The sequence below is a fragment of the Pseudomonas sp. CAN1 genome (genome assembly GCF_030462585.1).
In the GTDB taxonomy this organism is placed as follows: Bacteria; Pseudomonadota; Gammaproteobacteria; order Pseudomonadales; family Pseudomonadaceae; genus Pseudomonas.
In genome coordinates, this window is record NZ_JASMRU010000016.1 from 63,474 (window position 1) to 89,531 (window position 26,058).

Sequence of the window (26,058 nt, forward strand, 5' to 3'; positions counted from 1 at the left end):
CTCAGCCGAGGATGCCGTTCACCGCGTTGAGGTAGATGCGCGAGTAATCCTCCGCCTGCAGTGGCAGGGCGTTGGTCTCGGAGGAGGAAATGTCTGCCACGGCCTGCTCGCCGACCCACTGTGCGTCCTCGCCATTGAGGTCCAGCTCCTTGAGGGTGTGGGGAATGGACACCGCCGAGCGCAGCTCCAGAATCCAGCCGAGCAGACCGTCGAAGCTCGCTTCCGGCAGCTCCAGGTAGCGCGCCAGACGCGTGGCGTCCGCCTCGATGGCCGAGCGGTTGGCCACCAGCACATAGGGCAGCAGCACCGCGTTGAGCAGGCCGTGGTGCTTGTGGTGTTTCGCGCCCAGCGGGTGGGCCAGCGCGTGCACGCCACCGAGGCCTTTCTGGAAGGCCACGGCAGCGCTGGCCGAGGCCACCAGCATGCCTTCGCGGGCGGCCAGGTCGGTGCCGTTGTGCACCGCGCGCTGCAGGTGCTCCTTCACCAGACGCACGCCTTCGATGGCGACGCCGGCGGACATGGGGTGGTAGAGCGGCGAGAACAGCGACTCCAGATGATGGGTCAGCGCGTCCATGCCGGTGGCGGCGGTGAGCGACTTCGGCAGGCCGACGGTCAGCACCGGGTCGAGGATCACCGAGCGCGCCAGCAACTCGCGGTGGCCGACGACGATCTTGATGCCTCTTGCGCTGTCGGTCAGCACCGCCTCGCGGCCCAGCTCGGAACCCGTGCCGGCGGTGGTGGGGATGGCGATCAGCGGCGGCAGGGCGAGGGCCGGGTGATCGCCCAAAGTCGGGTAGTGCTCGATCAGCTGCGACCACTCGAAATTGTGCAGACCATCGGCGTCGCGGCTGAGCAGGGCGATGCCCTTGGCCGCGTCCAGTGCACTACCGCCACCCAGGGCGATCAGCGAGTCGTGGCCGCCTTCGGCCAGGGCCAGGGCGCCGCTGGTGACTTCCTCCAGCGCGGGGTTGCTGGAGAAACCGTGGAACAGCGCGTAGTCGATGCCCGCGGCTTCCAGGCGTCGACGCACTTCGTGCAGCGGCGGCAGTTCGAGCATGCCGGGGTCGGTGACCAGCAGCGGCTTGCGCATCCCGGCGAGGCGGCAGCGCTCGGCCAACTGGTCGAGGGCGCCGACGCCGCAGAGGATTTCCGTGGGGTAGTTCCAGTAGTTCAGGGTGGACATGGGAAGCTCCGGATTGCAGGCATGAGCTGCCCGTGCCGGGGCGCAGGGCGGCCCGGCCGGGCAGGAAGGAAAGGAGGGCGCCGGTTACTGCCGGCGCCGCTGATGGACTAGCTGAGGTTCAGCCGACGGCGCGGCCGGCGAAGCTCAGGCTGGTGGCGATGCGGCGGTGCGGCTTGGCGATGAACAGGTAGGCCAGGCCGAACAGGGCGAGCACGGAGAACACCACGACCACCGCCCACACCTGGAACCAGGGCGCGCCGGGCGGGGCGAGCATTTCCCGCGGCCAGGCCACGTTGATCGCCTCGAACACCAGCCAGACCACGGCAATGACGTTGACCAGCAGGCCCTTGCGGCCGAGTTTCAGTGCGCCTTTTTCCGGGTCCCAGCGGCCGCTGAGGCGGGCATACAGCGCGCTGGCGGCGACGATCAGGAAGACGAAGAAGAAGCCGCCGCTGCCGAAGGCGATCAGCGTGCCGACCGCGGTGGCATTCAGCCCCAGCGCCAGGCCCAGGCTCGCCAGCAGGGTGCTGCAGACCATCGCGGCCATCGGCACCTTGCGCTTGTCCACCCGGCGCAGCAGGGCGGAGCCTGGGAGGATGCGGTCGCGGGCCATGCCGAAGATGGCGCGACCGATGTAGGTCTGCACCGACACCACGCAGGCCACGAAGGCGACCAGCACGATGGCCRMGAACGGCCGCTCGGCCCAGGCGCCGAAGGCGTCCACCACCGCCGGCGTTACCGGGTCGATGATCTGCCCGCTGACCACGGCGGCCGGGTCCTTGTACGACAGGGTGACGGCGAACGCGGTGAGCATCACGGTCAGCCCGACCACCAGCATCGAGCGCAGGATGGCGCGCGGCGTGGAGACGCGGGCGTCGGTGGTTTCCTCGGAAATCTGCGAGCAGGCGTCGAAGCCGAGGAAGGCCCAGCCGCCCACCGCCAGCGCAGTGAGGAAGCCGCTCCAGTAGGAACCGCCGGAAGCCTCCAGGGCGCCGAGGCTGCTGAACAGCATCTCGAAGGAATGGTTGCGGAAGAACAGCAGCAACAGCACGCCGATGCCGATGGAGGCGATGGCCTCGGCGAAGATACCAGCGTTGACGAAGTACTTCAGCGGGTTGATGCCCAGCAGGTTCACCCCCAGCCCCAGGGCCAGTAGCGCGGCGCCGCAGAGGACCTGGGCGTTGGCCGACGGCGGCTCGCCGATCACCAGCAACCCGAGCCAGAACCCGCCCAGGTAGGCGACCGTGGTCAGCGAGGCGAGGGCGGAAGCGAGGTAGAGGAAGCCGGTGAACCAGGCCGCGCGGTCACCGATCAGCCGGCGCACCCACTGGTAGCAGCCGCCGGCCAGGGGGAACTGCGAGGACAGTTCGGCGTAGACCAGCGCTACGGTCAATTGCAGCAGCAGGCACAGCGGCACGATCCACACCCAGGACGGCCCGACGCTCATGGCGCCGAGCGACATCACCGAGTAGATGCCGACCACCGGGGAAATGGTGGCGAAGCCGACGGAGAAGGACGACCACAGGTTCAGCCCGCGGTCCAGTTCCTGGCGGTAGCCGTGGCTGGCGAGCAGGCTTTCGTCGCCGTTTCCGGCGGTTGCGGTGGAGCTGCGAAGGTCAGACATGCCGGCCTCCGGTATTCAGTGCAAAGGGGAATTCACGGCCAGGCATGAGGGGGCGACGGCGCATGGGAGATCCTCGGGGCAGTTGGAGTTGTTATCGAGAACCCGCGTCTCTTTAGGACGGCTGAGTAGCTGGCGCTGTCAGTGCAGCGCGGAGCCAGAGTAGGGCGCTGCCGCATCAGGGAAAATTCATATTTGATTGTGCTGACATCAGTCATGGCTGATGTTTGAGTGGCGGTTGCCGGAATGATGCCAGGGTAGGCGGCGGATTGCCCTTTCAGAAACGCTGGCGAGGCGGTCGATGGGGGAAGTCGGCAAGGGCACGACGTAGGATGGCGTGGAGCGCAGCGATACCCATCAACGCATGCATACCCGCCAGCATGGGTATCGCTGCGCTCCACCCATCCTACTAAGCGGGCAGGCCGGTGCCCTGTGTCGGCCACTGTCCCGGCTGCGCCGGGATTTCGCGGAGAAGCTCCGCTCCTACGAAAGCTGCGGCGAACCGTAGGGCGAATAACCCGGAACGGGTTATCCGCCGGATGCCACCGCGGCGGATAACGCTGGCGCGTTATGCGCCCTACCAAAGCGGGCACGGCGTGCTCTTCGTAGGAGCGAGCTTGCTCGCGAAGAGGGTAGGCGCCCACAGGGATAGGAAGGAGGGATGCGGGTTCGCGAGCAAGGCGACGGGGTCGCCGGGAGGAACCGGGAGCGACAGCGCGCTCCCGGTGTACAGCGGTATCAGCAGTGCTTGTCCTGCTCGGCCTTTTTCTCGGCGTTGGGCTGGGCGTTCTGGGCGGTCTGCTGTTCGGCGTCGGCCTTGTCGCGGCTGGCCTGCATGGCCTGATAGTTGGCTTGGGTCAGGCGGTTGGCCATCAGCGGCGATTCTTCGGCCATGGAGGCCTGGCTGGCGAGCAGGGCGGCGACGGTCAGGACACTGGCAGTGAGCAGTTTCATGAAGGAATTCTCGGGTAGTGGACTTCTGATAGGTGATTGCTCGCGAGTGGCCACAGTCTACGGGGCCGCCCCTGGCGCGACCCATGAGGAAAACTGCTGGGATTGATCGAATTGCCATTTGCCCTGTGCAGCGCCCTTTCGCCGGTGGCGCATGGAAATCCGCCAAATCCCTGCTGCGTGCGGCGTACAACTGAATACCGAATCCCGGCGGATGGCATCGGACTGAGCAGAAAACAACCGATCATGAAGCCTGGCTAACGAATCCATGCCGTTCGGCTAATGAGTAACGGCAGGTTGCCAAGGGGTCGATTACCCGACCGGCGTGACACTTTCTTCACAAACTCCTGCTAAGATCGCCGCCTCTTTGGGGAGTAGCCTGGCTTCACACCTGCGTGAAGTCGCCCTGGTCAACATGATCGGCAACCTGCCGTGGCCAGTGCATCCAACCGGATTGGCGAGACCAACGACATGACTGCGCTCAAGCCGGGCTCGCAGTGTCTTGTCGTTGTCTCGTGCCCGGCTGGAGTTGTACGTGAATCCCATCTCGCTGATCTTCCTGGCCTTCGCCATGTCCACCGACGCCTTCGCCGCCGCCATCGGCAAGGGCTCGACCCTGCACAAGCCGCGCCTCTCCGAAGCCCTGCGCACGGGCCTGATCTTCGGTGTCATCGAAGCCATCACTCCGCTGATCGGCTGGTTCATCGGCCAGGCCGCCAGCAGCTACGTCGTCGAGTGGGACCACTGGATCGCCTTCGGCCTGCTGCTCGTGCTCGGCCTGCACATGATCTACAACGGCGTGCGCCAGGACGACGAGGCCGAGGATGAAAAGCCCTCGCAGCACTCCTTCTGGGTCCTCGCGGTGACCGCCGTGGCCACCAGCATCGACGCCCTGGCGGTCGGTGTGGGTCTGGCCTTCGTCGACGTGAATATCTGGGTTGCCGCGGCTGCGATTGGCCTCGCCACCATGACCATGGTCACCATCGGCACCATGCTCGGCCGCGTGCTTGGCGCGGTGGTCGGCAAGCGCGCCGAGATCATCGGCGGCGTGGTGCTGATGCTGGTCGGCGCCACCATCCTCTACGAGCACCTGTCGGCGGTCTGAGTCGACGATCCGAACAAGAAAGGGCCGCATCGCGCGGCCCTTTTTCATTGCAGTGAATCTTCCGGTGCCCTCGAACGTAGGGCGAATAACGCGCAGCGTTATCCGCCGTCGGGCTGATCGGCGGACAACCCGTTCCGGGTTATGCGCCCTACGTTCAGGCATCCCCAGCGCCGTAGGAGCGGACTCCGTCCGCGATGTTTCCCGGCGCGCAGGGGACCTATCGCGGACAGAGTCCGCTCCTACGCACCTGACGATCCCACGCTCTGCGGCTTGCTTTCATTCACGCACGTTGCGGTACAGCATCACCCGCGAGGTCTCGTGCATGGCGCGGGTGAGTGCGGCGAGGCGCTGGAATTCCTGCGGATGCTGTGCGGCAACGTCCTCCATCGGCGTGGGCGAGTAGATGTCGTGCAGGGTCGGCGAGCTGCCATCGTGCTGCATCTGCAGGAGGAAACGTTGGGTCACGCCACCGATGATCGGGAAGGTGCCCTCGCGCAGCACCAGCGGCACTACGCGTTCGCCTTCCGGAGCGGCGAGTTGCAGGTCGCGGCCCATGCCGCCGTTGGCGTAGGGCTTGCCGAGCAGGCCAAGCACGCTGGGCAGCAGGTCGGCCAGGCCGACGGCCTCGTTGAACACGCGGGGCTGCAGCAGGCCCGGTGCGTAGATCATCAGCGGTACGTTGTTGCTCTCCAGCCCGAGCTGTTCGAGGCCCGGCGCCATGTGCGGAATCTGGCTGATGCGCGTGTTGTGGTCGCCGAAGAACACGAAGATGGTGTTGTCCAGGTAGCCGTCGCGCTCGGCCATTTCCAGCAGTTTGCCGATGTTGAAGTCGAGCAGGCGCACCGCGTTGAACTGTTCCACGCTGCGTGAGCCGGCGCTCTGTACCTTCTCCAACGGAAAGTCGAGGGCCTGGAAGCCGTCGTTGTCACGGGGGATGGTGAAGGGCCGGTGGTTGCCGGAGGTCTGCAGGTAGGCGAAGAACGGCTGGTCCTTCGGCAACTGGCGCAGCACCGCGGTGCCTTCCTTGAAGAAATCCAGGTCGGAGATGCCCCAGACGTCCACCAGCGGCGCCTGCCAGTGGCGTTCCTCGTACAGCTGCACGTCGTCGATGCTGCGCTGGATCAGCGCGTTGATGTTCGCCCAGCCGGCGTTGCCGCCGATCATGTAGAACTTCTCGTAGCCGTCCAGGGCATTGATCAGGCTGTGCTGGCGGGAGATCAGCGGGTTGCGCGTGGCGGTCTGTTCGCGGGTCACGTCCGGCACGCCGGTGATGCTGGCCCAGACGGTCTTCGCGGTGCCAGTCACCGGCACGTAGAAGTGGCGGAAGAACCAGCCTTCGCGGGCGATGCGGTCGAGGTTCGGCGTCGGGTTCAGTGGGTTGCCGTAGGCGCCGACGGCGCTGGTGCCGAGGGATTCGAGCATGACGAAGACCACGTTGGGCTGTCGCCCGCTGGCCAGCGCTGCCGGTTGTGCGGGCTGCTGGCGGCGGTAGTCGAGGGCCTGCCCGTCGGGGGTGTCGATGCCCAGGTAGTTCGCCATCAGCGGGTAGTGCTTGCGCGCCTCGGCCTCGTCAAAGGCGACCGGGTCGACGCGCAAGGTATCGTAGAGGAATACCACCGGGTTCAACCCGAGCGCGGCGATCTGCGCATCGCCGCTATAGAAAGCGTCGCTCCAGCGCAGTGGCACCGGATTCTCCAGGTTGAGGTTGTCGACGCGGCCGAGCAGGCCGAGGAACACCAGCACGGTGACCAGCGCGGAAGCGGCGGCCACGGACCAGCGCGAGATCGGCGTAGCAGCGCGCTGCAGCGTCCGCCGTTCGAGCTGCCAGAGCACGGCGAGCGTCAGCGCCAGGCAGGCCAGCCAGCCCAGGCTGATCCAGACCACCGGGTAGGTCTGCCAGACCATGCCGGTGGAAATCTGCGCGTCCTCGATGAAGCGCAGCACCGTGGCGTTGATGCGCACACCGAGGTAGGCGTAGTGGCCGAAGTCGATGATGTAGACCAGCAAAACCAGCCCCACGGCGAGCGCCAGGTAGGCGCGGGCGAGGTGGCGAATGGCACGGCTGCGCAGCAGGTTCAACCACGGCAGCCAGGCCAGCAGCATCAGCGGTAGCGCGACCAGCAGCGCCAGGCGCAGGTCGAAGCGCAGGCCGATGCCGAGGGTGCGCAGGACGTCGCCATTCTCCCCCAGCGCCTGCAAGGGCAGCCCGGAGAAGCCGAGCAGGAACACGCCGCGCAGCAGGGTGAACAGGACGAACAATACGGCGACGACGCCGGCCAGGTAGTGCAGGCGTCGGGAGCGAATCCAGCTCATCGATCAGTCTCGGCAAAGTCCATAAGGCGGCGCGCATTGCGCTCGCCGGAGAGAAGGGTGCGGGCACGGCGCAGCAAGGTCTGGCCCGCCCACAGGAGGCAGAAAACCAGGGCGTAGAGTGCCAGCAGCGGGTCGATCAGGTAGTTCCAGTAGTTGCCGGAACCGTCGCCGCGCAACGCGTAGGCCAGGGTCGCGATCAGCAGCATCGCCGCGCCGAGGCCGTTACCGCGCAGTAGGAAAACCAGGGTCAGTGCGGCCATCGCCAGCAGCAGCCAGGTCGGCTCGTAGCCCCAGCGGAACGGGTCCAGGTAGCTCAGGCCCAGGGAGGCCGGATAGAGCACCAGCGCCAGCACCGCCACGGCCAGCAGCACCTCGCGCAGGTGGACGGCGCGAACCTGCACCACGCCGAAGCGCGCCAGGGTGAAGCCCATGAGCAGCACCAGCAGGCTGCTGGACAGGTCATGGGTGAAGCTGCGCACGACCATGGCCAGCGGCAGGCCGTCGACGGGGACGAAGGTCAGCCCGGCTGCCATGGCGAGTTTCAGCGCCTGCCAGTGGCGGGCGCTGCCGAAGGGCGCGATAAGCAGGAACAGCGCAAGGGCCAGCGCCAGATGCGCCTGCCAGAGTCCGAATGTCATGGTTGGCCCTCGACCCAGGCGTCGCTGAAGCTGACGTGCTTGATGAAGGTGTCGTTCCACGAATAGACCAGGTGATAGGCACCGGCCGCGTCGCGGGCGAAGTAGGGGTACTCGTATTCGAAGCGGCACTGGCCGGACTCGCACATGCGCTGGCTGACGCTGGCGAGGAAGTTCTGCTCCAGGGTCTTCTGCTGCCGCGCGTCGACCTCGTCCCAGGTCGCGCCGATCAGCGCGCGGAAGACTTCCGGCGGCACCGGGTCGCCCCAGGGATCGGGGGATTCGTCGAGCTGCGAGACCAGCCGCCAGTTGCGCAACTGCGCGTCGGTTTCATAGAGGGTGAGGCGGAAACGGCCGTCCTCCAGATCGTTCATCGCTACCAGCAGGTTGCCGTTGCTGCGGCCAACAGCGGCCAGTGACGAGTTGGGGTTGCTCGGTTCCACTGGTTGCGGCTCGCTCCAGGTCTGCCCGGCGTCCGTGGTGCGGCTGGCCAGGACACGGTGGTGTTGCTCGCCGGCGTAGCGCAGCAGCGCGACCGCCTGCCGCCCATCCTGTGCCACCACGGTTGGCTGCAGCGAATGCTTGCCCTTGCTGATGCGGAATTTGTCGAGCACCTCGCCGTCGCAATTCAGGTAGAGGTACTCGGCGAACTTGCCCATGAACTCGTGGTAGACCGGCAGGCCGATTGAGCCGTCGCGGTGGAACACCGGCGCGCCGCGCACCAGGGTGCTGAGGTTGAGGAAGGGTGTGGTCACCAGTTGGCGTGGCGCGCTCCAGGTCTGTCCGAGGTCGTCCGAATGCATGGCGTTGATCGCGCTGCCGGCCCAGCCGCCCACCGAGACGGAGACGTAGAACAGCCACAGGCGGTTGTCCGGCGACAGGGCGATGACCGGGTTGCCGAGCTTGCGGATGTTCTTCTGCACCGCCTGTTCGGTGCCGATGCGCGTGGCCAGCACGCGCTCGGCCGACCATTGACGGGTGGTGGCGTCGAACTGCGCGGCGCGGATCTGCACGTCGGCGGAGCCCTCGCGGGTGCCGGCGAACCAGGTCGCCATCAAGGCGCCGTCGGGCAGGGTGGCGAGGGAGGCGGAGTGTACGAAGTCGCGCATGTCCGAGGAAGCGAAGCGCCGGGTCAGGCCGGTGTTGTCGGCAGTGGCGCGGGAGTCACCGGTTTCGACGGCGAAGTCGGCTACTTCGAAGGAAGGCGACTGGTACCAGGCGAAACCGAAGATGGCGGCCACCAGCAGGCCGCCGGCGGAGCGGAGGGCGAGGGTGTTCATCGTCGCAGTACCGGCTCAGCTTTCACCAGGGCGAAGGTGACGGGGTGGAAGTACAGCTCGACGCGGTCGCTCTGCGGGTTGAAGCCGTAGATCTCATAGCAGTTGCCCGGCGTCACGCGGAACTTGGTGATGCGGTAGCCCTGCTGCTTCATGGCGGAGCGGAAGATCGACTCCTGCTGCCAGGTGGAGCGGTCCGCGCGGGTGCATTGGGCGTCAGCGAAGGCGAGGTTGGCGCTGCCGAGCGCCGCAAGGAACGAAATGAGCTTCCACATGGGGCCTGTCCGGTGGGTCGAAGGCGCCAAGTTAAAAAGCGAAATGTGAATAAAATGTCAAAAATAACAAGCAGTTACATTGATTCTGAGGAATCGTCTGAAGGAATTTTCCGGCTGCTTTCCGGCGAGCGTAGCGGCAGTTTCGGCGTTGCGCCAAAGCGCTTTTGATGACTTTCTGTGTCGTTGCCGGGGGAGAGAGGCATTCGGTGGGGTGCGCGATGGCCGATCAGCGTGATCGGCCATGGCAAGGGAGCGTCGGCTGACGCTCCGCGTGAGCAGGTCAGGCCGGCACGCCGAGGATCACGTGGGAAGCCTTGATCACCGCAGTGGCGCTGACGCCCGGGGCCAGGCCCAGTTCGCTCACGGCATCGCGGGTGACGATGGAGAAGACCTTGGTGCCGCCGGCCAGCTCGATCACCACTTCGGCGTTGACCGCGCCGTCAGTGACGCTGACGACCTTGCCGTTCAGGCAGTTGCGTGCCGACAGGCGGATGTCGCTGGCTTCGGTCATCAGCATGACCCACGGCGCCTTGACCAGGGCGACTGCTTCAGCGCCGGCGGCCAGCTTCAGGCTGTTGACGCTTTCCACGGTGACCACGGCCACCAGGGTCTCGCCGCCGGCCAGTTCAAGGACGACTTCGCTGTTGACCGCGCCGGCGCGGACTTCGCGGACCTTGCCTTTGAAAACGTTGCGTGCACTGACTTTCATTGTTTTTCTCCACGTAGGGCTTCAGAAAATTCTGACCAGCGTGTCAAAAAACGCTATGAACTTGCCACCACAACGCCTGCGTCAAGCTTTCACATAGACCCACGCCTGCAAGCCCGACTGCAGGCTGGCGTTGATCCGCTGGTAGTCGGACACCTCGTAAGCGTCTGCCGCCAGCAATTCCTCGTGGCTGATCTCGAACACGGTGCCGGGCACCCGGTCGGCGTCTTCGCCGCTGTAGTGGACGATGGGGTGGTGGGTCTTGCCGCTGGTAGCCAGCACGGCCGGGTCGGTGATTTCCACCCAATCCTGGCGGAAGCCCACCAGGGCATCGGCGTGGCCCTGCAGCTCGCGGCCGAAGCTGGAGAGCTGCACGGCCTTGTCCTGCAGGGTGCCGTAGGAGAACAGCAGTACGGTTTCACTCATTGCAACGCTCCGGGTCAGGCCAGCAGGTCTTCGTAGAAGGCGCCGTAGGCCTTGCTCGGGTGGGCGATCTGGATTTCCAGGATCCACAGGCCGCCATGGGGTTGCTCGGCGTAGTCGCCCAGGTCACCGGCACGGTAGATGGCGTGGGGGAAGTCGCTGACGCGGTGGCCCTTGATGTCGAGGTTGAGCTTCCAGCCCATGGCCTCGGCCTGCTGGTGGGCAAAGTCGTACAGCTCGACGCCGCTGCAGCCGGTTTCGCGCCAGCGCGCCTCGACGCGCTCGAACAGCGTCTTCGCCGCTGCCGCGCAGGCGGTCATCTCCGGGTCGTCTCCGGTGACGAAGGTGGCGCCGGCGTCGCCTTCATGGCCGCGCCAGACCACGCCCATGTCGATGAAGTAGATGTCGTTGTCGCCCAGCACCGGGTTGCCTTCGGAGCGCTGCTTGAAGGTCTTCAGGGTGTTGGCGCCGAAACGGATCAGCAGCGGGTGCCAGATGCGCTCCATGCCCAGGTCGGTGAGGACCTGCTTGCCGATGGCAACGGCTTCCAGCTCGGTCAGGCCGGGGCGCATCGCGGCGGCGATGGCGTCCACGGCTTCCCAGGTGCGGGCCTGGGCGTATTGCATCGATTCCAGCGCGTAATTCGCGCCGACGGCTTCCTTGGCATACACGGCGGTATTCATGGGGCTCTCTCTATGAAGAACTTGGGCTTTAAGAAGAACTATGGGTCTTTAAGAACAAGTGGCTGTCGAATGCACTGTGTCGCCATATAGATTTCTACATAGCGATGGCGATGTGCAACCCGTTTCGCGCATGCCTCTTCCCGCGAGGCATGCGGCCTTGCCTTGGACTGGCCGGGTAGTTGTCGAGGTCGTGTTGCTGTGGCAGCAACGCAACCTGCGAAAAAAGCATTAGGTTATGCCTTCCGGCGATTTGTCCTGCGCTGTAGGACCGATCAGGATAGGCAACCGTGATTGAAAGCCCCGTCTTACCAAGGAACACAGCAAGCGATGAATGACGCCAAGCGACTGAACGAAAACGGCCCGGTGAACTGGCAACTGGCGCAGATCGTCGAGGACCTGCGTGGCGCGCGCAACGAATGGCGCAGCCGCACCGGCCGCCACCCGGAGCAGGGCGGCCGCGAGCTGCCGTCGCGCCAGTCCATCGAGGAAGTGGTGGAGCGCCTGGCCAGTGCGCTGTTCCCCATGCGCCTGGGCCCGAACGACCTGCGCGAAGAGAGCGAAGACTTCTTCGTCGGCCACACCCTCGATGCGGCGCTGAATGCGCTGCTGGTGCAGGCCCGCCTGGAACTGCGCTACAGCGCGCGGCAGCGCGGCGACGTGGTCGACAGCCGAATCGACGAGCACGCCGTGGTGCTGGTGCGCGACTTTGCCCGCGCGCTGCCCGAGATGCGCAAGCTGCTCGATGCCGACGTGCTCGCCGCCTACCAGGGCGACCCGGCGGCGCGCAGCGTGGACGAGGTGCTGCTGTGCTATCCAGGAGTGGTGGCGGTCATCCATCACCGCCTCGCGCACCACCTGTACAACGCCGGCCTGCCGCTGCTGGCGCGGATGATCTCGGAGCTGGCGCACTCGGCCACCGGCATCGACATCCACCCCGGCGCACAGATCGGCAGCAGCTTCTTCATCGACCATGGCACCGGCGTGGTCATCGGCGAAACCGCGATCATCGGCAAGCAGGTACGCATCTACCAGGCCGTGACTCTGGGGGCGAAGCGCTTCACTTCCGACGAAACCGGCCAGCTGCACAAGGGCGAGCCGCGCCACCCGATCGTCGAGGATGAAGTGGTGATCTACGCCGGCGCCACCATCCTCGGCCGCGTCACCATCGGCAAGGGCTCGACCATCGGCGGCAACGTCTGGCTGACCCGCAGCGTGCCGCCGGGCAGCCAGGTCAGCCAGGCCAGCCTGCAGCATGACGAGAGCCGTTGCGGCAAGGACTGACGCCTCACAGGTTGGCGACGCCGCCGTCCACCAGTAGCTCGCTGCCGACCATGAAGCCCGACTCGTCGGACGCCAGGAACACTGCGGCGCTGGCCAGTTCCCAGACGCTGCCCAGGCGGCCGATGGGGACCAGCTGGCGAATCTGCTGGCGCATCGCGGCCTGCTGCTCCGGCGGCAGGCCAAGCTTGCCCAGCGCCGGGGTTTCGGTCGGGCCGGGGCTCAGGCCGTTGACCCGGATGCCGCGTCCCGCCAGTTCCCCCGACAGCGTGCGCGCCAGTGACAGCAGACCCGCCTTGCTCGCCGCGTAGGCGCTGCTCTGTGGCAGGCCGATGTGCGCGCTGGTGGAGCCGCAGAGGATCACCGAGGCGGGGTTGGCCAGCAGCGGCAACAGAGCCTGGATCAGGAAGAACGGACCCATCAGGTTGGTTGCCATGAGCTGGTTCCAGGTCGCTGCGTCCCAGTCCTCCAAGGGGCGGTGGGTGACGTCGCCGGCGTTGACGAACAGCACGTCCAGGCGCGGCCAGCTTTGTATCAGTTCATCGGCCAGCTGCCGTTGCGCGGCGATATCGCCGGCGTCGCTGCGCAGGGTGATGACCGCGTCGCCCAGCTCATCCTGCACCTGTTCCAGTGCCTTTGCGTCGCGCCCGGTCACGGCCACTCGGGCGCCTTCGGCGACGAAGCGGCGGGCCGTTTCCAGGCCGATGCCGCTGCTGCCGCCAGTGATCAGTGCGTACTTGTCCTGCAAGCGATTCATGCTCTCGTGTCCTCGTTGAGATGGCTTGCAGGCCAGTATTTTCACAATGGTATCCTTTGCCTAGTAGGCACCGATTGGATACCAGGCAACCCCGAGGATCGCCATGAGCAACGACGCGCTGTCGCCGCCTGAAGAAAAAAACTGCCCGATGCTGCGCTTCGTCAGCCTGATCTCCGGCAAGTGGGCAATTCCGATCCTCTACCGGCTGATCGTCACCGATACGCCGATCCGTTTCAGCGAGCTGCAGCGCGCTGTGGCGCCCATCACCCAGAAGGAGCTGACCCGCCAGCTGCGCCTGTTCGAGCAGCGCGGGCTGGTGCAGCGCAAGGTGTTCGCCGAGGTGCCGCCACGGGTGGAGTACCGCATCACCGTGCTGGGCAGCAGCCTGCGCCCGACCCTGGACTCCCTGGCCGGCTGGATGCGCAGCCACGGCCATCGGCTGAAGGGCGACTAAGCGAAGCGGGGGAGTTGACAGTGGCCCCGGTCCTTCAGCAGTATCCGTCAGACGTTTCGCGCAACATCTTCCTGCGCAACGACGTATTCCGAGCCTCGCACTCAAGAGAAACCCATGTTCTCCATCCACGACCATTCGCTCTCTGCTTCGGGCTCCGCTGCCCGGGCTTGCGCGTGCGTCGTGGTTGCCAAGAAATCGAAGAAACAGTCGCTCATTTGACCGGGGCGCTGTCCCGTCAGATGGGCTGACTGGACACAAGGCGCAAGGTCGAACCTCTACCCCCGCTTGATTCCCGCACCCTCCCTGACGGCGACCCGACGGTCAGCCACAAGGAGTTTTTGCATGTCCAGTTTTCGCGGTATCTGGGTGGCCCTGGCCACTCCCTTTCGTTCTGGTGAAGTCGATTATCCCGCCCTGCAGGGGCTGGTGAGCGGGCTGCTGGAAGACGGCGTCGCCGGCTTCGTGGTCTGCGGCACCACCGGCGAAGCCGCCGCGCTCAGCCACGACGAGCAGCTCGCCGTGCTCGACGCGGTGCTGCAATGGGTGCCGCCGCAGCAGGTGATCATGGGCCTGGCCGGCAACAACCTGCGCGAGCTGCTGGCCTTCCAGCAGGAAGTCCAGCGCCGCCCGCTGGCCGGCGTGCTGGTGCCTGCGCCGTACTACATCCGCCCGTCGCAGCAGGGCCTGGAGGTGTTCTTCCAGACCGTTGCCGATGCTTCCAGCGTGCCGGTCGTGCTCTACGACATTCCTTACCGCACCGGCGTGCGCATCGAGCGCGAGACCCTGCGCCGCATCGTCCGCCATCCGAACATCGCGGCGATCAAGGACTGCGGCGGCGACGTGGAAACCACCCTGGCGCTGATCGCCGACGGCCACATCGAAGTGCTCACCGGCGAGGACCTGCAGATCTTCGCCAACCTCTGCATGGGCGGCGCCGGCGCCATCTCGGCCTCGGCCCACGTGCGCGCCGACCTCTATGTGCGCATGCAGCGCGAGATGGAAGCCAACGACATCAACGCTGCGCGGCGCACCTTCCAGCGCCTGCTGCCGTGGATGCAGGCCGCCTTCGCCGAGCCCAACCCGGCCGCGGTAAAGGGCGCCCTGGCCCTGCAGGGGCTGATGGCCAACGAGCTGCGCGAACCGATGCAGGCCTGCTCGGAAGCGACCCTGGAGCGCCTGCGCCGGGTGCTGGCTGACCTGGAGGCGTGCGACTAGGCGCCGCGTCGGGGCGTGGGCGGCGCAGGATGCAGTAGGATCACGCCGTCACGACCCGCCAAGGAGGCGCCCATGGGTATTCGCGGAAACGACCGCCAGATCGACAACATCGAGTTCAACGTCAGCGACATCGCGCGCAGCAAGGCTTTCTACGGCAGCGCCTTCGGCTGGACCTTCACCGACTACGGCCCCACCTACAGCGAATTCAGCGACGGCCGCCTCACCGGCGGCTTCACCACCGGCGAACCGGTGCGCCCCGGCGGCCCGCTGGTGATCCTCTACGCCGACGACCTGGCGCAGGCCCAGGCGCGCCTCGAAGCCGCCGGCGCCACCATCAGCCGCGCGACCTTCGCCTTCCCCGGTGGCCGGCGCTTTCACTTCATCGATCCGGACGGCTACGAGCTGGCGGTGTGGTCGGCGGACTGAGCCCTGACCTGTTCGATATAGCGCCGCACCAGCGGTGATTTCTCGAAGCGCCGGTGCAGCAGCGACAGCCACGAGCGCGGCGCGCAGTCGGCCAGCGGGCGGTAGTTCACCTGTGGCAGCTGCACCCGTTTCACCACGGATTCCGGGACGATGGCGATGCCGCGGCCCAGCGACACCAGGGCGATCACCGCGACCAGGCTGCCCGGCTGCTGGCCCAGGTGCGGGGTGAAGCCGCCAGCGCTGGCGACTTCCAGCGTGCCGGACATCTGCTCGGGGAGAATGAAGGTTTCCCCGCTCAGCCGCGCCGCGCGAATCTCCGGCAGCTCGTTGAGGCGCGAGGAGGCGGGCAGGGCGAGGACGAAGCCTTCCTCCTGCAGCGCGATGGCTTCCAGCTCTTCCGGCAGGCTCATGGGCGAGCGCACGTAGGCGAGGTCCAGCACACCGTCGCGCACCTGCGCTGGCAGCTGCGCCATGGGCGCTTCGCGGATGTCCAGGTCCACCGCCGGCAGGGCGCGGGTGAATTGCTCGACATGCTGCTGCAGCACGCCGGAGTAAGCCGCCGAGGCCACGTAGCCCAAACGCAGGTGGCCGGTTTCGCCGCGGCCGGCGCGCTGCGCGCCCAGTTGCGCGGCGTCGAACTGGCGCACCGCGAGTTCGGCCTCGGCCAGCAGGGCCTCGCCAGCGGCAGTCAGGCGCACCTCGCGCTGGCTGCGCTGGAACAGCAGCACGCCCAGCTCCTTTTCCATGTCCTGGATCTGCCGGCTCAGGGTCGGCGGGGCGATGCCCAACTGCTCGGCCGCGCGGGTGAAGTGGCCGTGGCGGGCGACGCTGAGGAAGTAGCGGAAATGACGGATTTCCATGTTCGTTAGTCGCAGGCTAATGACGAAGGCCGCCGTGGCTAACAAGCCCGGCGCGGGTGGGCGTTACCGTGGAGGCAACACTACAAGGCTGGCGCGGCGAGGGCAAAACCCTGCACGTCGGCCAGCGCTGGAAGCCCTGCCATGTCCGACCACGTGATTCGCCAACGTCCCTCCGCCCGTTTCACCCTGCTGACTGCCTCGGCGGTGTGCGCGCTGATCATCCTCGATACCAATATCGTCGCCGTTTCGCTGCCGAGCATCGCCCGCGACCTGTCCGGCTCCTTCGCCGATATCGAGTGGGTGGTCAGCGCCTACCTGCTGGCCTTCGCCGCCTGCCTGCTGCCCGCCGGCAGCCTGGCCGACCGTTTCGGCCGGCGGCGCATGCTGCTGCTCGGGCTGGTGCTGTTCGGTGCCGCCTCGCTGGCTTGTGGTGCTGCGCCGAGCCTGCTGTTCCTCGATATCGCCCGCGCTGCCAAGGGCGTTGGCGCTGCGCTGTTGCTGACCTCGGCGCTGGCCGCCATCGGCCACCGTTTCCACGAACCCGAGGAGCGCCTGCGCGCCTGGGCCTTCTGGGGCGCGTGCATGGGCGCCACCATCACCTTTGCGCCGCTGCTGGGCGGGGTGATTTCCGCGACCCTGGGCTGGCGCTGGATCTTCTACCTCAACCTGCCGCTGGTGGTGCTGCTGGGAGCGATGGCGCTGCGCAGCATCGAGGAGTCCCGCGACAGCGCGGCGGCGCGCCTTGACCCGCTGGGCAGCCTGACCTTTGCCGGCGGCCTGGGCTACCTGATCTGGGCGCTGATCGACGGCAATCGCGTCGGCTGGGACAGCCCGCCGACCCTCGCGCGGCTGCTGGTCAGCGCCGGCCTGCTGGGCCTGTTCGTGCTGGTGGAGCGCAGCCAGGCGCGACCGATGATCGACCTGCGGCTGATGCGCAGCGGCCGCTTCATCGGCGCCTTGCTCGGCATGTTCGCCTACGCCGCCTGTGCCCAGGTGATGATGACCCTGCTGCCGCTGTACCTGCAGAACGGCCTGCAGCTGTCGGCGGTGGCTGCGGGTGCGGGGATGTTGCCGTTTGCCCTGGCGATGCTGCTGGCGCCACGGGTGGGCATGCGTCTGAGCACGCGCTTCAGCCCGGCGCAGATTTTCGCCTTCGGTCTGGTGCTGGTCGGTGCGGGCAACCTGCTCTGCGCGCTGGCGGCCGGGCAGGGCGGTTACCTGGCCTTCGCCCTCGCCAGCCTGGTACTGGGCGCCGGCGCCGGGCTGCTCAACGGCGACACGCAGAAGAACATCATGGCCTGCGTGCCCCGTGAGCGCACCGGCATGGCCTCGGGGCTGAGCACCACCACGCGCTTCGCCGCCATCGTGCTGGCCATTGGCGCTCTTGGCGGCGTCCTGGCCGCACACAGCGCCCAGCTGCTGCGCGATGCGCTGGCACGGCTGGCGCCGATGCAGCTGGACAAGGCTGCGGAGATGGCGACCCGCGCGGCGGCCGGCGACTTCACGGCGGCGCTGGCGCTGGTCGACCCGGCCCTGCGCGATGCGCTGGCGCCGGCCGTGCGCCAGGCCTTCGTAGGTGGTTTCCAGAGCGTGCTGCTGGCGGTGGGCATCGCTGCCCTGGTGTTCGCCGTGCTGGTGGGCGTGCTGCTCGGTCGGCCGATGCCGGTGCACGAGCCGCTACCGGCCTGAAACGGCCGTTTGTCTGCCAACTGATGGCAGGGCGGCAGTTGCCGGAACTGTCGTTTGCCCGCTCGGGTCAGGAATCAGGAAGAGTGCGCGCTGTGCGCCTCGTTGCCGCCATCCTGAGAACCGGCCAGCCAAGGCCAGGGGGAAACCGCATGCAGCAGTCAGCCGAGCCGGAGTTCATGGCACCCAGTGAATACCTGACCTCCAGCGGCGTCGCCGTGTTGATGTCGCCGCGTTACATCGCCCCGGGCAAGGTCGGTGAAGTGCTGCTGTCGCTGGCGAAGATGCCGGCCGGGGTGTCGCCGCTGGACGTGGTGGTCGGCCCGTGGGAGTCCCACGAGGAAGCCTTCCAGGCGTCCCATGACGCAGCCGAGCGCTGGGTCGAGGGGCTCGACGACGCCTGAGCAGGCGCGGCCGTCAGCGGTAGCGCTGGCGGTCGGCCTCGCTGATCGGCCGGATCACTCGCGCCGGGTTGCCCGCCGCCAGCACGCCAGCGGGAATATCGCGCACCACCACGGCGCCGGCGCCGATCACGCTGTCCGCGCCGATGCTCACGCCGGGCAGGATGTTCACCCCGGCGCCGATCCACACGTTGTCGCCGATGCTCACCGGGTGCGCGTATTCCAGGCCCTGGTTGCGCCGCTCGGCGTCCAGCGGGTGGCCCGCCGTGTAGATGCCGACGTTGGGCGCGATGAACACGTTGTCGCCGATAGTGACCCTGGCGCCATCGAGGATCACCAGGTTGACGTTGGCGTAGAAGCGCGCACCGATCTCGATGTTGAAGCCGTAGTCGCAATGCAGCGGCCCTTCGATCACGAAGCCTTCGCCGATGCGCGCGAACAGCTCCTTGAGGATTGCCTCGCGGCATTCGGTAGCGTCCGGGTGGCTGTGGTTGAACTCGAACAGCTTGGCCTTGGCCTCGGCGCGCTGGCGCAGCACCTGCGGGTCGTGGTTGGCGTCGTAGAGCAGCCCGGCGGCGGCCTTTTGCAGTTCGTTCATCGCGGTGTTTCCTGGCGGCATTGAGGGAGGTTCGACGCGTCCGCGCTGGACGCAGTTCCCTGTCGAAGATATCCCGCGGGCCTCTGGATCGCGGGGCGGAGGAGTGCGTTGGCGATTTGTAGTGAATGCTACAAAAAATACGTATTGAAAGTTTCTGAAGCACATTATACAAATGGCGCCATAACAAGAGGCGCCTCCATGCTCACACTCAAAGATCGCCTGAACACCCCGGAAGTCGAGCTCACCAAGGCCGAGCGCAAGGTCCTGCGCGCCTTGCTCGACGACTACCCGCGCGCCGGCCTCGGGCCGATGTCGCGCCTCGCGCGCCAGGCCGGCGTCAGCGACCCGAGCATCCTGCGCCTGGTGAAAAAGCTCGGCTTCAGCGGCTACAGCGACTTCCAGAACGCGCTGATGGCCGAGGTGGACGACCGCCTGCGCTCGCCACGCACCCTGCTCGCCGGGCGTCGCGAGGGCATGAGCCGCGACGACGTCTGGTCCAATTACCTGAGCGACGCCAGCGAAGGCATCCAGCGCACCCTGGCGCTGACCCAGGCCGACGACGTGCGTCTGCTCGGCGACTGGCTGCTCGACCCCAAGTTGCGCGTGCTCTGCCACGGCGGCCGCTTCAGCCGTTTCCTCGCCGGCTACCTGGTGGCGCACCTGCGCATGCTGCGCAGCGGCTGCCTGCTGCTGGACGATGGCGCCGCACTGCCCGATCAGTTGGGCGACATCGACCGCCAGGCCCTGGTGGTGGTGTTCGACTACCGCCGCTACCAGGCCCAGGCGCTGGGTGTGACCCGCGCCGCCAAGGCCCGCGGCGCCCGCGTGGTGCTGTTCACCGACATCTATGACTCGCCGCTGCGCGAGTTCGCCGACCTGATCATCAGCGCCCCGGTGGAGTCCCCATCGCCCTTCGACACCCTGGTGCCGACCATGGCCCAGGTCGAGGCGCTGATCGCCAGCCTGGTGGCGCGCATGGACGGCCAGCTCGACGAACGCCTGGAAGGCATCGACCACCTGAGAGCTGCCTTCGGCAGCCATATCCTCGAGGAATGACCGTGTTCAGCTTGCCCCACCAATCTCCCCGTGACCTGCCGTTCACCCGCGGCCAGACTGCCATCCTGTTCGTCGACATGCAGAACGCCTGGGTCATCCCCGGCCGCGACGCCCATGTCGACCCGACCACCCACCGCTACTTCTACGAGCGCGTCGAGGCGAGCGTGATCCCCAACCAGCAGCGCCTGCTGGCGGCGATGCGCGAGGTCGGCGGCGAGGTGCTGCACACCATCATCGAGAGCCTCACCGCCGATGGCCGCGACCGCTCGCTGGACCACAAGCTCTCCGACATGCACCTGCCCAAGGGCAGCCCGGACGCCCAGGTGATCGACGCCCTGGCGCCGCTGGAAAACGAGATCGTGCTGCCGAAGACCTCCTCGGGGGTCTTCAACTCCACCGCCATCGACTACGTGCTGCGCAACCTGAATACCCGTCACCTGATCATCTGCGGCGTGGTCACCGACCAGTGCGTGGACATGGCCGTGCGCGACGCCGCCGACCGCGGCTACCTCGTCACCCTGGTGGAAGACGCCTGCGCCACCCACACCGCCGAACGCCACCAGGCCTGCCTGGACGCGATCAAGGGCTACTGCTGGATCGCCGACACCGACAGCGTGCTGGCCCGCATCGCCGCGCTGGCCTGAGGCCGGGAGAACGTCATGAGTCAGAACAATAACAATGCCGCACCGATGCGCCTGACCAGCTTCGTCACCACCGACCTCTGCGGCATCACCCGCGGCCGTTCGCTTCCCGAATCCGAAGTCGCCGAGCAACTGGCCACCGGCTGTGGCTGGGTGCCCGCCAACAGCGCGCTGACGCCCCAGGACATCATCGCCGACGACAACCCCTGGGGCAGCCACGGCGACCTGCGCCTGCTGCCCGACCCGAGCAGCCGCGTCCGCCTGGAAAACGGCCCGGACGCCCAGGCCGCGCCGCTGGATTACCTGCACGGCGACCTGGTGACCACCACCGGCGCGCCCTGGCCGGTGTGCCCGCGCACGTTGCTGCGTGAAGAGATTGCCCGTTACCGGGAGCTCGATCTGCAAGTCACCGCCGCCTTCGAGCACGAGTTCAACCTGCTGGGCCTGGCGGACGAGCACGCCGCCGCCTTCTCCCTGCAGGCCCAGCGGCAGACCGGCAACTTCGGCGGCTGGCTGATGAGCGCGCTGGAGCAGATTGGCGCCGAGCCGGAGATGTTCCTGCCCGAGTACGGGCGCAACCAGTACGAAGTGACCTGCCGGCCGACCCAGGGCGTTGCCGCTGCCGACCGCGCGGTGAACGTTCGCGAAGTCACCCGCGAGATCGCCCGCCAGTTCGGCTGGCGCAGCACGTTCACACCGCTGCTGGCGCCCGGCGCCGTGACCAACGGCGTGCACCTGCACCTGAGTCTGCAGCGCCTGGATGGCACCCCGGTGTTCTACGACGAGGCGGCGCCGACCAACCTGTCGAAGCTCGCCGAGCACTGGGCCGCTGGCGTGCTGCGCCACCTGCCGGCGCTCTGTGCGCTGACCGCGCCGACGTCGGTTTCCTACCTGCGGCTGAAGCCGCATCACTGGAGCGCTGCCTACGCCTGCCTCGGCCTGCGCAACCGCGAAGCCGCGCTGCGCATCTGCCCGGTGGTGGAGATCGGCGGCAAGCCCAAGGCGCGCCAGTTCAACCTGGAATTCCGCCCCATGGACGCCACTGCCAGCCCGCACCTGGCCATGGCCGCGGTGCTGATCGCCGGGCGCCTGGGCATGCAGCAGGAGCTACCGCTGTCGGCGGTCACCGATGTCGATCCGCACAGCCTGAGCGATGCCCAGCGCGAAGAACTCGGCATCAAGTCGCTGCCCGGTTCGCTGGAGGAAGCCCAGCGCCTGCTTCTGAGCGACGCGGACCTCTGCGCCCAGCTGCCGCCCGCGCTGCTGGAAACCTACGCCGCCATGAAGCGCCAGGAACTGGCGCTGACCCGCGAACTCAGCGAGGAGCAACTCTGTGAGTCCTATGCCACCTTCTACTGAGGCCGGCCTCTACCGGCGCCCGCCTTTCGAGATCGTCAATCCGCAGGGCAAGAGCGCGGTGCTGCTGGTCTGCGAGCACGCCAGCCGCTACATCCCCGAGGAACTGGCGCAACTGGGCCTGGACGATGCCGCCGCCGCCGAGCACATCGCCTGGGACATCGGCGCGCTGGACCTGGCCCGCGAGCTGTCGGCGCGCCTGGACGCCACGCTGCTGGTGGCCAACTACTCGCGCCTGCTGATCGACCTCAACCGGCCGCTGTCAGCGTCGGACCTGATTCCCGAGCACAGCGAGATCTACCCGATCCCCGGCAACCGCAACCTGAACGCAGCGGCCCGGCAGGAGAGGGTGGCGAGCCTGTTCGAACCCTTCCACCAGCAGCTGACCGCGCTGCTCGACGAGCGCCTGGCGGCCGGCCGGACGACTCGACTGGTCGGCGTGCACAGCTTCACCCCGAGCTATCGCGGCGAGCCGCGCCCGTGGGTCGCCGGGGTGCTCTATGCGAAGGCCGAAGCCTATGCCCAGCGCATGGTGGCGGGCCTCAGGGAGAGCGGTGAAGAAATCGGCGCCAACCAGCCCTATGTGATCGACCCGCTGGAGGACATGACTGTCCCGGTGCATGGCGACGAGCGCGGCGTGGATGCCGTGCTGATCGAAATCCGCAATGACGGACTGCGGACCCCGCAAGGGGTGGAAGCCTGGGCAACACGCCTGGCTCCCTGGCTCTGAGGACCCAGGCCCGACCTGGTGCGTTCGGCCGGGGCGGGCGGGTTCTGAAAACAACAACAATTCAGCGCATGAGCGCCGAACCCTGAATGCTGCCTTTCCCAGAGGAAGTGCCCCGTGGCTATCGAACAGTTCGGATACAAGCAACAACTCCGCCGCAGCCTGACGCTCGGCGACCTGGTGATCTACGGGATGATCTTCATGATCCCGATCGCCCCCTTCGGCGTGTACGGCTGGGTGCATGCCGACGCCCACGGCATGGTGCCCATGGCCTACCTGGTGGGCATGGTGGCGATGCTGTTCACCGCGCTGAGTTATGGCGCGATGTCCCGCGCGTTTCCCATCGCCGGCTCCGTGTACTCCTACGCCCAGCGCGGCATCCACCCCAACGTCGGCTTCATCGCTGGCTGGGTCCTGCTGCTGGACTACCTGCTGATCCCGCCGCTGCTCTACGTGTTCAGCGCGCTGGCGCTGAACCACCTGTTCCCGGCGATCCCCAAGCTGGTGTTCATGCTGATCTTCCTGGTGTCCGCCACGCTCATCAACCTGCGTGGCATCACCCTGGCGGCGCGCTTCAACCTGCTGTTCCTGATCGCCGAACTGGCGGTGCTGGCGATCTTCCTGGCGGTGGGTTACCACGCGCTGGAAGGCGGCCTCGGCAATGGCCGGCTGACCCTGGAACCGCTGCTGCAACCGGAGCATTTCAACCTCGGCCTGGTGATGAAGGCGGTGTCCATCGCGGTGCTGTCGTTCCTCGGCTTCGACGCCATCTCGACCCTCGCCGAAGAGGTCAAGGGCGACCCGGCCAAGCAGATCGGCCGCGCCTCGCTGATCGCGCTGTTCGTCATGGGCGCCATCTTCATCGTGCAGACCTGGCTGGCCACTGACCTGGCCGCCGGCATGACCTTCAAGTCGGCCGACACCGCCTTCTACGAGATCGCCGAAGCGGCCGGCGGCAGCTGGCTCTCCACGCTGACGGCGGTATCCACTGCGCTGGCCTGGGGTGTGACCGTATCGATCACCTCGCAGGCGGCCGTTTCGCGCCTGCTGTACTCCATGGCCCGCGACGGCAAGCTGCCGCGGGTGCTGGCCAAGGTGCACCCGAAGTACCAGACCCCGCACATCAGCCTGTACCTGGTGGGCGTGCTGTCGCTGGGCATCGGCATCTACTTCCTCGACTCGCCCGATGTGCTCACCTCGCTGGTCAACTTCGGCGCGCTGACTGGGTTCTGCCTGTTGCACCTGGCGGTGATCAACCACTACTTCATCCGCCAGAAGAGCGGCCAGGTGCTGCGCCACCTGGTGTTCCCGCTGGTGGGTCTGGTGATCATCGCCTACGTGCTGTTCAGCATGAGCCGCGAGGCGCAGGAGCTGGGCGCAGGCTGGATCGCCATCGGCCTGGTGTACCTCGCGGTGCTCAGCCGACGCGGCAATGGCAGCGAGCTGGCACGGGAAATCTGAGTGGGTGCGCCGTGCTGTCGCAGACGGCACGGCGCGCTTTGACAGACGGCGGGGCGTGCCCCATAAAGATCGGGCGGTGCAGGGACGCCGCCTCTATTAATGAACCAGCGCGAAGCAGCATGAGCAGGAAAGATCAGGACAGCAGCACACCCTTCACCCTGGACCGTATCGACGACGAGATCATCCGCATCCTCCGTCACCAGGGGCGCATTACCTACGGCAAGCTGTCCGCGCTGGTTCACCTTACCCCGCGCCCCTGCCAGGAGCGCGTCCGCAAGCTGGAGCGGCACGGCATCATCCGTGGCTACGGCGCCGTCATCGACGAGCAGAAGATTGCCTCGGGCCTGTCGCTGCTGGTGCTGGTGGCGCTGTCCAACCAGAGTGGCCGCACCGCGCAGAAGGCCTTCGAAGCGCGGGTGGTGGCCTGCCCGGAAGTGCTGCACTGCCAGCTGATCAGCGGCACCTTCGACTACAGCGTGCGCATGCGCTGCCGGGACATGGAGCACTACCGCGCACTCACCGAAACCTGGCTGAACGATGAGAGCCTGCACATCGACAAGCTGGTCGCCCATCCCGAGCTGACGACCATCAAGGAGTCGCTCAGCTAGCGCTTTTTCCTCTGTTTTTCTCCCGCCATATCGCCGCGTAGACGGCTGCGTGATCTACAGCCGAATCGGCTGTCAGCGCGCCGCAATACAGCCGTATCGGCCGACGCAGATCGCCATTACAGCCGGGATTTCCGCCTGGCCGGTGGGAGAATCGTGTTGCCCCTCTCCTGAAGTGCAGACCTGATCCAGGGCCTCTGCGACGTTGTTGTGCCCGCTGTTCGAGGCATGCTGGAGCGGGGCGGTGCCGTTCGAGAACACCGACAGAAAAGTCCAATCACAACAATCGGAGGTCCCACCATGACTCGCTTCGTCGACGTCCCCACGATGTCCCAACTGGTCCAGCAGATCGGTGTCGCCCGCTTCATCGGCGAACTCGCCGACACCATCGCCCAGGACTTCATGCGCTGGGAATCCTTCGACAAATCCGCCCGCGTCGCCAACCACTCCGAGATCGGTGTCATCGAACTGATGCCGGTGTCCGACACCGCCCGCTACGCCTTCAAGTACGTCAATGGCCACCCGCAGAACACCCAGCGCGGGCTGTTCACCGTCATGGCCTTCGGCGTGCTGGCGGATGTCGAGACAGGCTACCCGGTGCTGCTGTCCGAGCTGACCGTGGCCACCGCGCTGCGCACCTGCGCCACCTCGCTGATGGCCGCCCGCGCACTGGCCCGCCCGGAGTCGCGACGCATGGCGCTGATCGGCAATGGCGCGCAGAGCGAGTTCCAGGCGCTGGCCTTCCATCACCACCTGGGCATCGAGGAAATCGCCGTCTACGACATCGACCCGCAGGCCACCGAGAAGCTGATCCGCAACCTGGCGGACGTCCCCAACCTGAAGATCATCCGCGCCAACTCCACCGCCGAAGCAGTGCGCGGCGCCGACATTGTCACTACGGTGACCGCCGACAAGGCCTACGCGACCATCCTCACCCCGGAGATGATCGAGCCGGGCATGCACATCAACGGCGTGGGTGGCGACTGCCCGGGCAAGACCGAGTTGCACGCCGACGTCCTGCGCGCTGGCAAGGTGTTCGTCGAGTACGAGCCGCAGTCCCGTGTCGAGGGCGAAATCCAGCAGATGCCGGCGGACTTCCCGGTAAATGATCTGTGGCGCGTGCTCACCGGCCAGCTCGCCGGGCGCGACAGCGTTGAGCAGGTGACCATCTTCGACTCGGTAGGCTTCGCCCTCGAAGACTATTCCGTGCTGCGCTACGTGAACGAGCAGGCCAGCCGCCTGGGGCTGGGCGAGCGCATCGACCTGGTGCCCTGGAGCGAGGAAGAGGACAACGATCCCAAGGACCTGTTCCGCTACACCCGCTCCGCCAAGGCGCGCAAAGGGCTGCGGCGCATCGCCTGAGGC

27 protein-coding genes are annotated in these 26,058 nt (G+C 66.9%); 14 read left to right on the top strand and 13 right to left on the bottom strand.

What is annotated here, in order from left to right; translation table 11 throughout:
- Position 1 precedes the first annotated feature (1 nt).
- From QO207_RS19985 to QO207_RS19995, 3 genes are all read right to left on the bottom strand, one after another.
- Complete coding sequence (locus QO207_RS19985) at positions 2–1,183, bottom strand: iron-containing alcohol dehydrogenase (protein WP_301534059.1); 1,182 nt, start codon at positions 1,181–1,183, stop codon at positions 2–4.
- A 118-nt stretch (positions 1,184–1,301) separates the two neighbouring features.
- Positions 1,302–2,807 carry an APC family permease gene (locus QO207_RS19990; protein ID WP_301534060.1) on the bottom strand — a complete coding sequence of 502 codons (1,506 nt, stop codon included), beginning with the start codon at positions 2,805–2,807 and terminating at the stop codon, positions 1,302–1,304.
- Positions 2,808–3,542: 735 nt separating this feature from the next.
- Entirely contained in the window at positions 3,543–3,758 is a 216-nt protein-coding gene (locus tag QO207_RS19995; RefSeq protein ID WP_301534061.1) for a hypothetical protein, read from the bottom strand.
- 532 nt (positions 3,759–4,290) lie between these two features.
- Here QO207_RS19995 and mntP point away from each other — a divergent pair.
- Positions 4,291–4,860: a manganese efflux pump MntP gene (gene mntP / locus QO207_RS20000; protein WP_301534062.1), complete on the top strand. Its 570-nt coding sequence runs from the start codon at positions 4,291–4,293 to the stop codon at positions 4,858–4,860.
- Between the two features lie 276 nt (positions 4,861–5,136).
- On the opposite strand, the gene QO207_RS20005 is transcribed toward mntP, so the two are convergent.
- From QO207_RS20005 to QO207_RS20035, 7 genes are all read right to left on the bottom strand, one after another.
- On the bottom strand, positions 5,137–7,173 hold the full coding sequence (locus QO207_RS20005; protein ID WP_301534063.1) for an LTA synthase family protein: 2,037 nt from the start codon (positions 7,171–7,173) through the stop codon (positions 5,137–5,139).
- Entirely contained in the window at positions 7,170–7,811 is a 642-nt protein-coding gene (locus QO207_RS20010; RefSeq protein WP_301534064.1) for a hypothetical protein, read from the bottom strand. Before QO207_RS20010 ends, QO207_RS20005 begins: the two co-directional genes overlap by 4 nt.
- Positions 7,808–9,088: an exo-alpha-sialidase gene (locus QO207_RS20015; RefSeq protein WP_301534065.1), complete on the bottom strand. Its 1,281-nt coding sequence runs from the start codon at positions 9,086–9,088 to the stop codon at positions 7,808–7,810. Before QO207_RS20015 ends, QO207_RS20010 begins: the two co-directional genes overlap by 4 nt.
- Positions 9,085–9,360 carry a PepSY domain-containing protein gene (locus QO207_RS20020; protein WP_301534066.1) on the bottom strand — a complete coding sequence of 92 codons (276 nt, stop codon included), beginning with the start codon at positions 9,358–9,360 and terminating at the stop codon, positions 9,085–9,087. The genes QO207_RS20015 and QO207_RS20020 overlap by 4 nt, the downstream gene beginning before the upstream one ends.
- 280 nt (positions 9,361–9,640) lie before the next feature.
- Positions 9,641–10,069 carry a molybdopterin-binding protein gene (locus tag QO207_RS20025; RefSeq protein WP_301534067.1) on the bottom strand — a complete coding sequence of 143 codons (429 nt, stop codon included), beginning with the start codon at positions 10,067–10,069 and terminating at the stop codon, positions 9,641–9,643.
- A gap of 81 nt (positions 10,070–10,150) precedes the next feature.
- A complete protein-coding gene (locus QO207_RS20030) occupies positions 10,151–10,492 on the bottom strand; it encodes a gamma-glutamylcyclotransferase family protein (protein ID WP_301534068.1) in 342 nt (113 codons plus the stop codon).
- A 14-nt stretch (positions 10,493–10,506) separates the two neighbouring features.
- Positions 10,507–11,172 (bottom strand): M24 family metallopeptidase, encoded by a 666-nt coding sequence (locus QO207_RS20035; protein WP_301534069.1) that lies wholly within the window; start codon positions 11,170–11,172, stop codon positions 10,507–10,509.
- 327 nt (positions 11,173–11,499) lie between these two features.
- Between QO207_RS20035 and epsC the strand changes: the two genes are divergently transcribed.
- The gene (epsC, locus tag QO207_RS20040) at positions 11,500–12,453 is read left to right on the top strand and encodes a serine O-acetyltransferase EpsC (RefSeq protein ID WP_301534070.1); all 954 of its coding nucleotides are present in this window, start codon (positions 11,500–11,502) and stop codon (positions 12,451–12,453) included.
- A gap of 4 nt (positions 12,454–12,457) precedes the next feature.
- On the opposite strand, the gene QO207_RS20045 is transcribed toward epsC, so the two are convergent.
- Positions 12,458–13,207 carry an SDR family oxidoreductase gene (locus QO207_RS20045; RefSeq protein ID WP_301534071.1) on the bottom strand — a complete coding sequence of 250 codons (750 nt, stop codon included), beginning with the start codon at positions 13,205–13,207 and terminating at the stop codon, positions 12,458–12,460.
- Between the two features lie 103 nt (positions 13,208–13,310).
- Here QO207_RS20045 and QO207_RS20050 point away from each other — a divergent pair, with 103 nt between their 5' ends.
- The 3 genes from QO207_RS20050 to QO207_RS20060 all read left to right on the top strand — a co-directional run bounded on the left by QO207_RS20050 (position 13,311) and on the right by QO207_RS20060 (position 15,302).
- Complete coding sequence (locus QO207_RS20050; RefSeq protein ID WP_301534072.1) at positions 13,311–13,661, top strand: helix-turn-helix domain-containing protein; 351 nt, start codon at positions 13,311–13,313, stop codon at positions 13,659–13,661.
- A gap of 342 nt (positions 13,662–14,003) precedes the next feature.
- Complete coding sequence (dapA, locus tag QO207_RS20055; RefSeq protein WP_301534073.1) at positions 14,004–14,876, top strand: 4-hydroxy-tetrahydrodipicolinate synthase; 873 nt, start codon at positions 14,004–14,006, stop codon at positions 14,874–14,876.
- 72 nt (positions 14,877–14,948) lie between these two features.
- Complete coding sequence (locus QO207_RS20060) at positions 14,949–15,302, top strand: VOC family protein (protein WP_301534074.1); 354 nt, start codon at positions 14,949–14,951, stop codon at positions 15,300–15,302.
- On the opposite strand, the gene QO207_RS20065 is transcribed toward QO207_RS20060, so the two are convergent.
- Positions 15,272–16,162: a LysR family transcriptional regulator gene (locus tag QO207_RS20065; RefSeq protein WP_301534075.1), complete on the bottom strand. Its 891-nt coding sequence runs from the start codon at positions 16,160–16,162 to the stop codon at positions 15,272–15,274. The genes QO207_RS20060 and QO207_RS20065 overlap by 31 nt on opposite strands.
- 141 nt (positions 16,163–16,303) lie before the next feature.
- Here QO207_RS20065 and QO207_RS20070 point away from each other — a divergent pair, with 141 nt between their 5' ends.
- Positions 16,304–17,851: an MFS transporter gene (locus QO207_RS20070; protein WP_301534076.1), complete on the top strand. Its 1,548-nt coding sequence runs from the start codon at positions 16,304–16,306 to the stop codon at positions 17,849–17,851.
- A 149-nt stretch (positions 17,852–18,000) separates the two neighbouring features.
- Positions 18,001–18,252 carry a hypothetical protein gene (locus QO207_RS20075; RefSeq protein WP_301534077.1) on the top strand — a complete coding sequence of 84 codons (252 nt, stop codon included), beginning with the start codon at positions 18,001–18,003 and terminating at the stop codon, positions 18,250–18,252.
- Positions 18,253–18,265: 13 nt separating this feature from the next.
- Here QO207_RS20075 and QO207_RS20080 read toward each other — a convergent pair whose 3' ends face one another.
- Positions 18,266–18,847 carry a sugar O-acetyltransferase gene (locus QO207_RS20080; RefSeq protein WP_301534078.1) on the bottom strand — a complete coding sequence of 194 codons (582 nt, stop codon included), beginning with the start codon at positions 18,845–18,847 and terminating at the stop codon, positions 18,266–18,268.
- A gap of 198 nt (positions 18,848–19,045) precedes the next feature.
- Here QO207_RS20080 and QO207_RS20085 point away from each other — a divergent pair, with 198 nt between their 5' ends.
- The 7 genes from QO207_RS20085 to QO207_RS20115 all read left to right on the top strand — a co-directional run bounded on the left by QO207_RS20085 (position 19,046) and on the right by QO207_RS20115 (position 26,055).
- Complete coding sequence (locus tag QO207_RS20085; RefSeq protein WP_301534079.1) at positions 19,046–19,903, top strand: MurR/RpiR family transcriptional regulator; 858 nt, start codon at positions 19,046–19,048, stop codon at positions 19,901–19,903.
- Positions 19,904–19,905: 2 nt separating this feature from the next.
- On the top strand, positions 19,906–20,547 hold the full coding sequence (locus QO207_RS20090) for an isochorismatase family cysteine hydrolase (protein WP_301534080.1): 642 nt from the start codon (positions 19,906–19,908) through the stop codon (positions 20,545–20,547).
- A 15-nt stretch (positions 20,548–20,562) separates the two neighbouring features.
- On the top strand, positions 20,563–21,903 hold the full coding sequence (locus QO207_RS20095) for a glutamine synthetase family protein (protein ID WP_301534081.1): 1,341 nt from the start codon (positions 20,563–20,565) through the stop codon (positions 21,901–21,903).
- Complete coding sequence (locus QO207_RS20100) at positions 21,887–22,630, top strand: N-formylglutamate amidohydrolase (RefSeq protein ID WP_301534082.1); 744 nt, start codon at positions 21,887–21,889, stop codon at positions 22,628–22,630. The genes QO207_RS20095 and QO207_RS20100 overlap by 17 nt, the downstream gene beginning before the upstream one ends.
- Before the next feature lie 114 nt (positions 22,631–22,744).
- On the top strand, positions 22,745–24,088 hold the full coding sequence (locus QO207_RS20105) for an APC family permease (RefSeq protein ID WP_192382689.1): 1,344 nt from the start codon (positions 22,745–22,747) through the stop codon (positions 24,086–24,088).
- Positions 24,089–24,207: 119 nt separating this feature from the next.
- Positions 24,208–24,696 (top strand): Lrp/AsnC family transcriptional regulator, encoded by a 489-nt coding sequence (locus QO207_RS20110; RefSeq protein WP_301534083.1) that lies wholly within the window; start codon positions 24,208–24,210, stop codon positions 24,694–24,696.
- A gap of 297 nt (positions 24,697–24,993) precedes the next feature.
- Positions 24,994–26,055, top strand: a complete 1,062-nt coding sequence (locus QO207_RS20115) for an ornithine cyclodeaminase (RefSeq protein WP_301534084.1) — start codon at positions 24,994–24,996, stop codon at positions 26,053–26,055.
- Positions 26,056–26,058 lie beyond the last annotated feature (3 nt).

Bases quoted from the DNA above. Each gene is read 5' to 3' on its own strand.
- QO207_RS20005 (WP_301534063.1), bottom strand. From the start codon at position 7,173: ATGAGCTGGATTCGCTCCCGACGCCTGCACTACCTGGCCGGCGTCGTC.
- dapA (WP_301534073.1), top strand. From the start codon at position 14,004: ATGTCCAGTTTTCGCGGTATCTGGGTGGCCCTGGCCACTCCCTTTCGT.
- epsC (WP_301534070.1), top strand. From the start codon at position 11,500: ATGAATGACGCCAAGCGACTGAACGAAAACGGCCCGGTGAACTGGCAA.
- QO207_RS19985 (WP_301534059.1), bottom strand. From the start codon at position 1,183: ATGTCCACCCTGAACTACTGGAACTACCCCACGGAAATCCTCTGCGGC.
- QO207_RS20035 (WP_301534069.1), bottom strand. From the start codon at position 11,172: ATGAATACCGCCGTGTATGCCAAGGAAGCCGTCGGCGCGAATTACGCG.
- QO207_RS20075 (WP_301534077.1), top strand. From the start codon at position 18,001: ATGCAGCAGTCAGCCGAGCCGGAGTTCATGGCACCCAGTGAATACCTG.
- QO207_RS20050 (WP_301534072.1), top strand. From the start codon at position 13,311: ATGAGCAACGACGCGCTGTCGCCGCCTGAAGAAAAAAACTGCCCGATG.
- QO207_RS19995 (WP_301534061.1), bottom strand. From the start codon at position 3,758: ATGAAACTGCTCACTGCCAGTGTCCTGACCGTCGCCGCCCTGCTCGCC.
- QO207_RS20030 (WP_301534068.1), bottom strand. From the start codon at position 10,492: ATGAGTGAAACCGTACTGCTGTTCTCCTACGGCACCCTGCAGGACAAG.
- QO207_RS20080 (WP_301534078.1), bottom strand. From the start codon at position 18,847: ATGAACGAACTGCAAAAGGCCGCCGCCGGGCTGCTCTACGACGCCAAC.
- QO207_RS20015 (WP_301534065.1), bottom strand. From the start codon at position 9,088: ATGAACACCCTCGCCCTCCGCTCCGCCGGCGGCCTGCTGGTGGCCGCC.
- QO207_RS20085 (WP_301534079.1), top strand. From the start codon at position 19,046: ATGCTCACACTCAAAGATCGCCTGAACACCCCGGAAGTCGAGCTCACC.
- QO207_RS20110 (WP_301534083.1), top strand. From the start codon at position 24,208: ATGAGCAGGAAAGATCAGGACAGCAGCACACCCTTCACCCTGGACCGT.
- QO207_RS20010 (WP_301534064.1), bottom strand. From the start codon at position 7,811: ATGACATTCGGACTCTGGCAGGCGCATCTGGCGCTGGCCCTTGCGCTG.
- QO207_RS20020 (WP_301534066.1), bottom strand. From the start codon at position 9,360: ATGTGGAAGCTCATTTCGTTCCTTGCGGCGCTCGGCAGCGCCAACCTC.
- QO207_RS20100 (WP_301534082.1), top strand. From the start codon at position 21,887: ATGCCACCTTCTACTGAGGCCGGCCTCTACCGGCGCCCGCCTTTCGAG.
- QO207_RS20060 (WP_301534074.1), top strand. From the start codon at position 14,949: ATGGGTATTCGCGGAAACGACCGCCAGATCGACAACATCGAGTTCAAC.
- QO207_RS20070 (WP_301534076.1), top strand. From the start codon at position 16,304: ATGTCCGACCACGTGATTCGCCAACGTCCCTCCGCCCGTTTCACCCTG.
- QO207_RS20025 (WP_301534067.1), bottom strand. From the start codon at position 10,069: ATGAAAGTCAGTGCACGCAACGTTTTCAAAGGCAAGGTCCGCGAAGTC.
- QO207_RS20065 (WP_301534075.1), bottom strand. From the start codon at position 16,162: ATGGAAATCCGTCATTTCCGCTACTTCCTCAGCGTCGCCCGCCACGGC.
- QO207_RS20095 (WP_301534081.1), top strand. From the start codon at position 20,563: ATGAGTCAGAACAATAACAATGCCGCACCGATGCGCCTGACCAGCTTC.
- QO207_RS20115 (WP_301534084.1), top strand. From the start codon at position 24,994: ATGACTCGCTTCGTCGACGTCCCCACGATGTCCCAACTGGTCCAGCAG.
- QO207_RS20045 (WP_301534071.1), bottom strand. From the start codon at position 13,207: ATGAATCGCTTGCAGGACAAGTACGCACTGATCACTGGCGGCAGCAGC.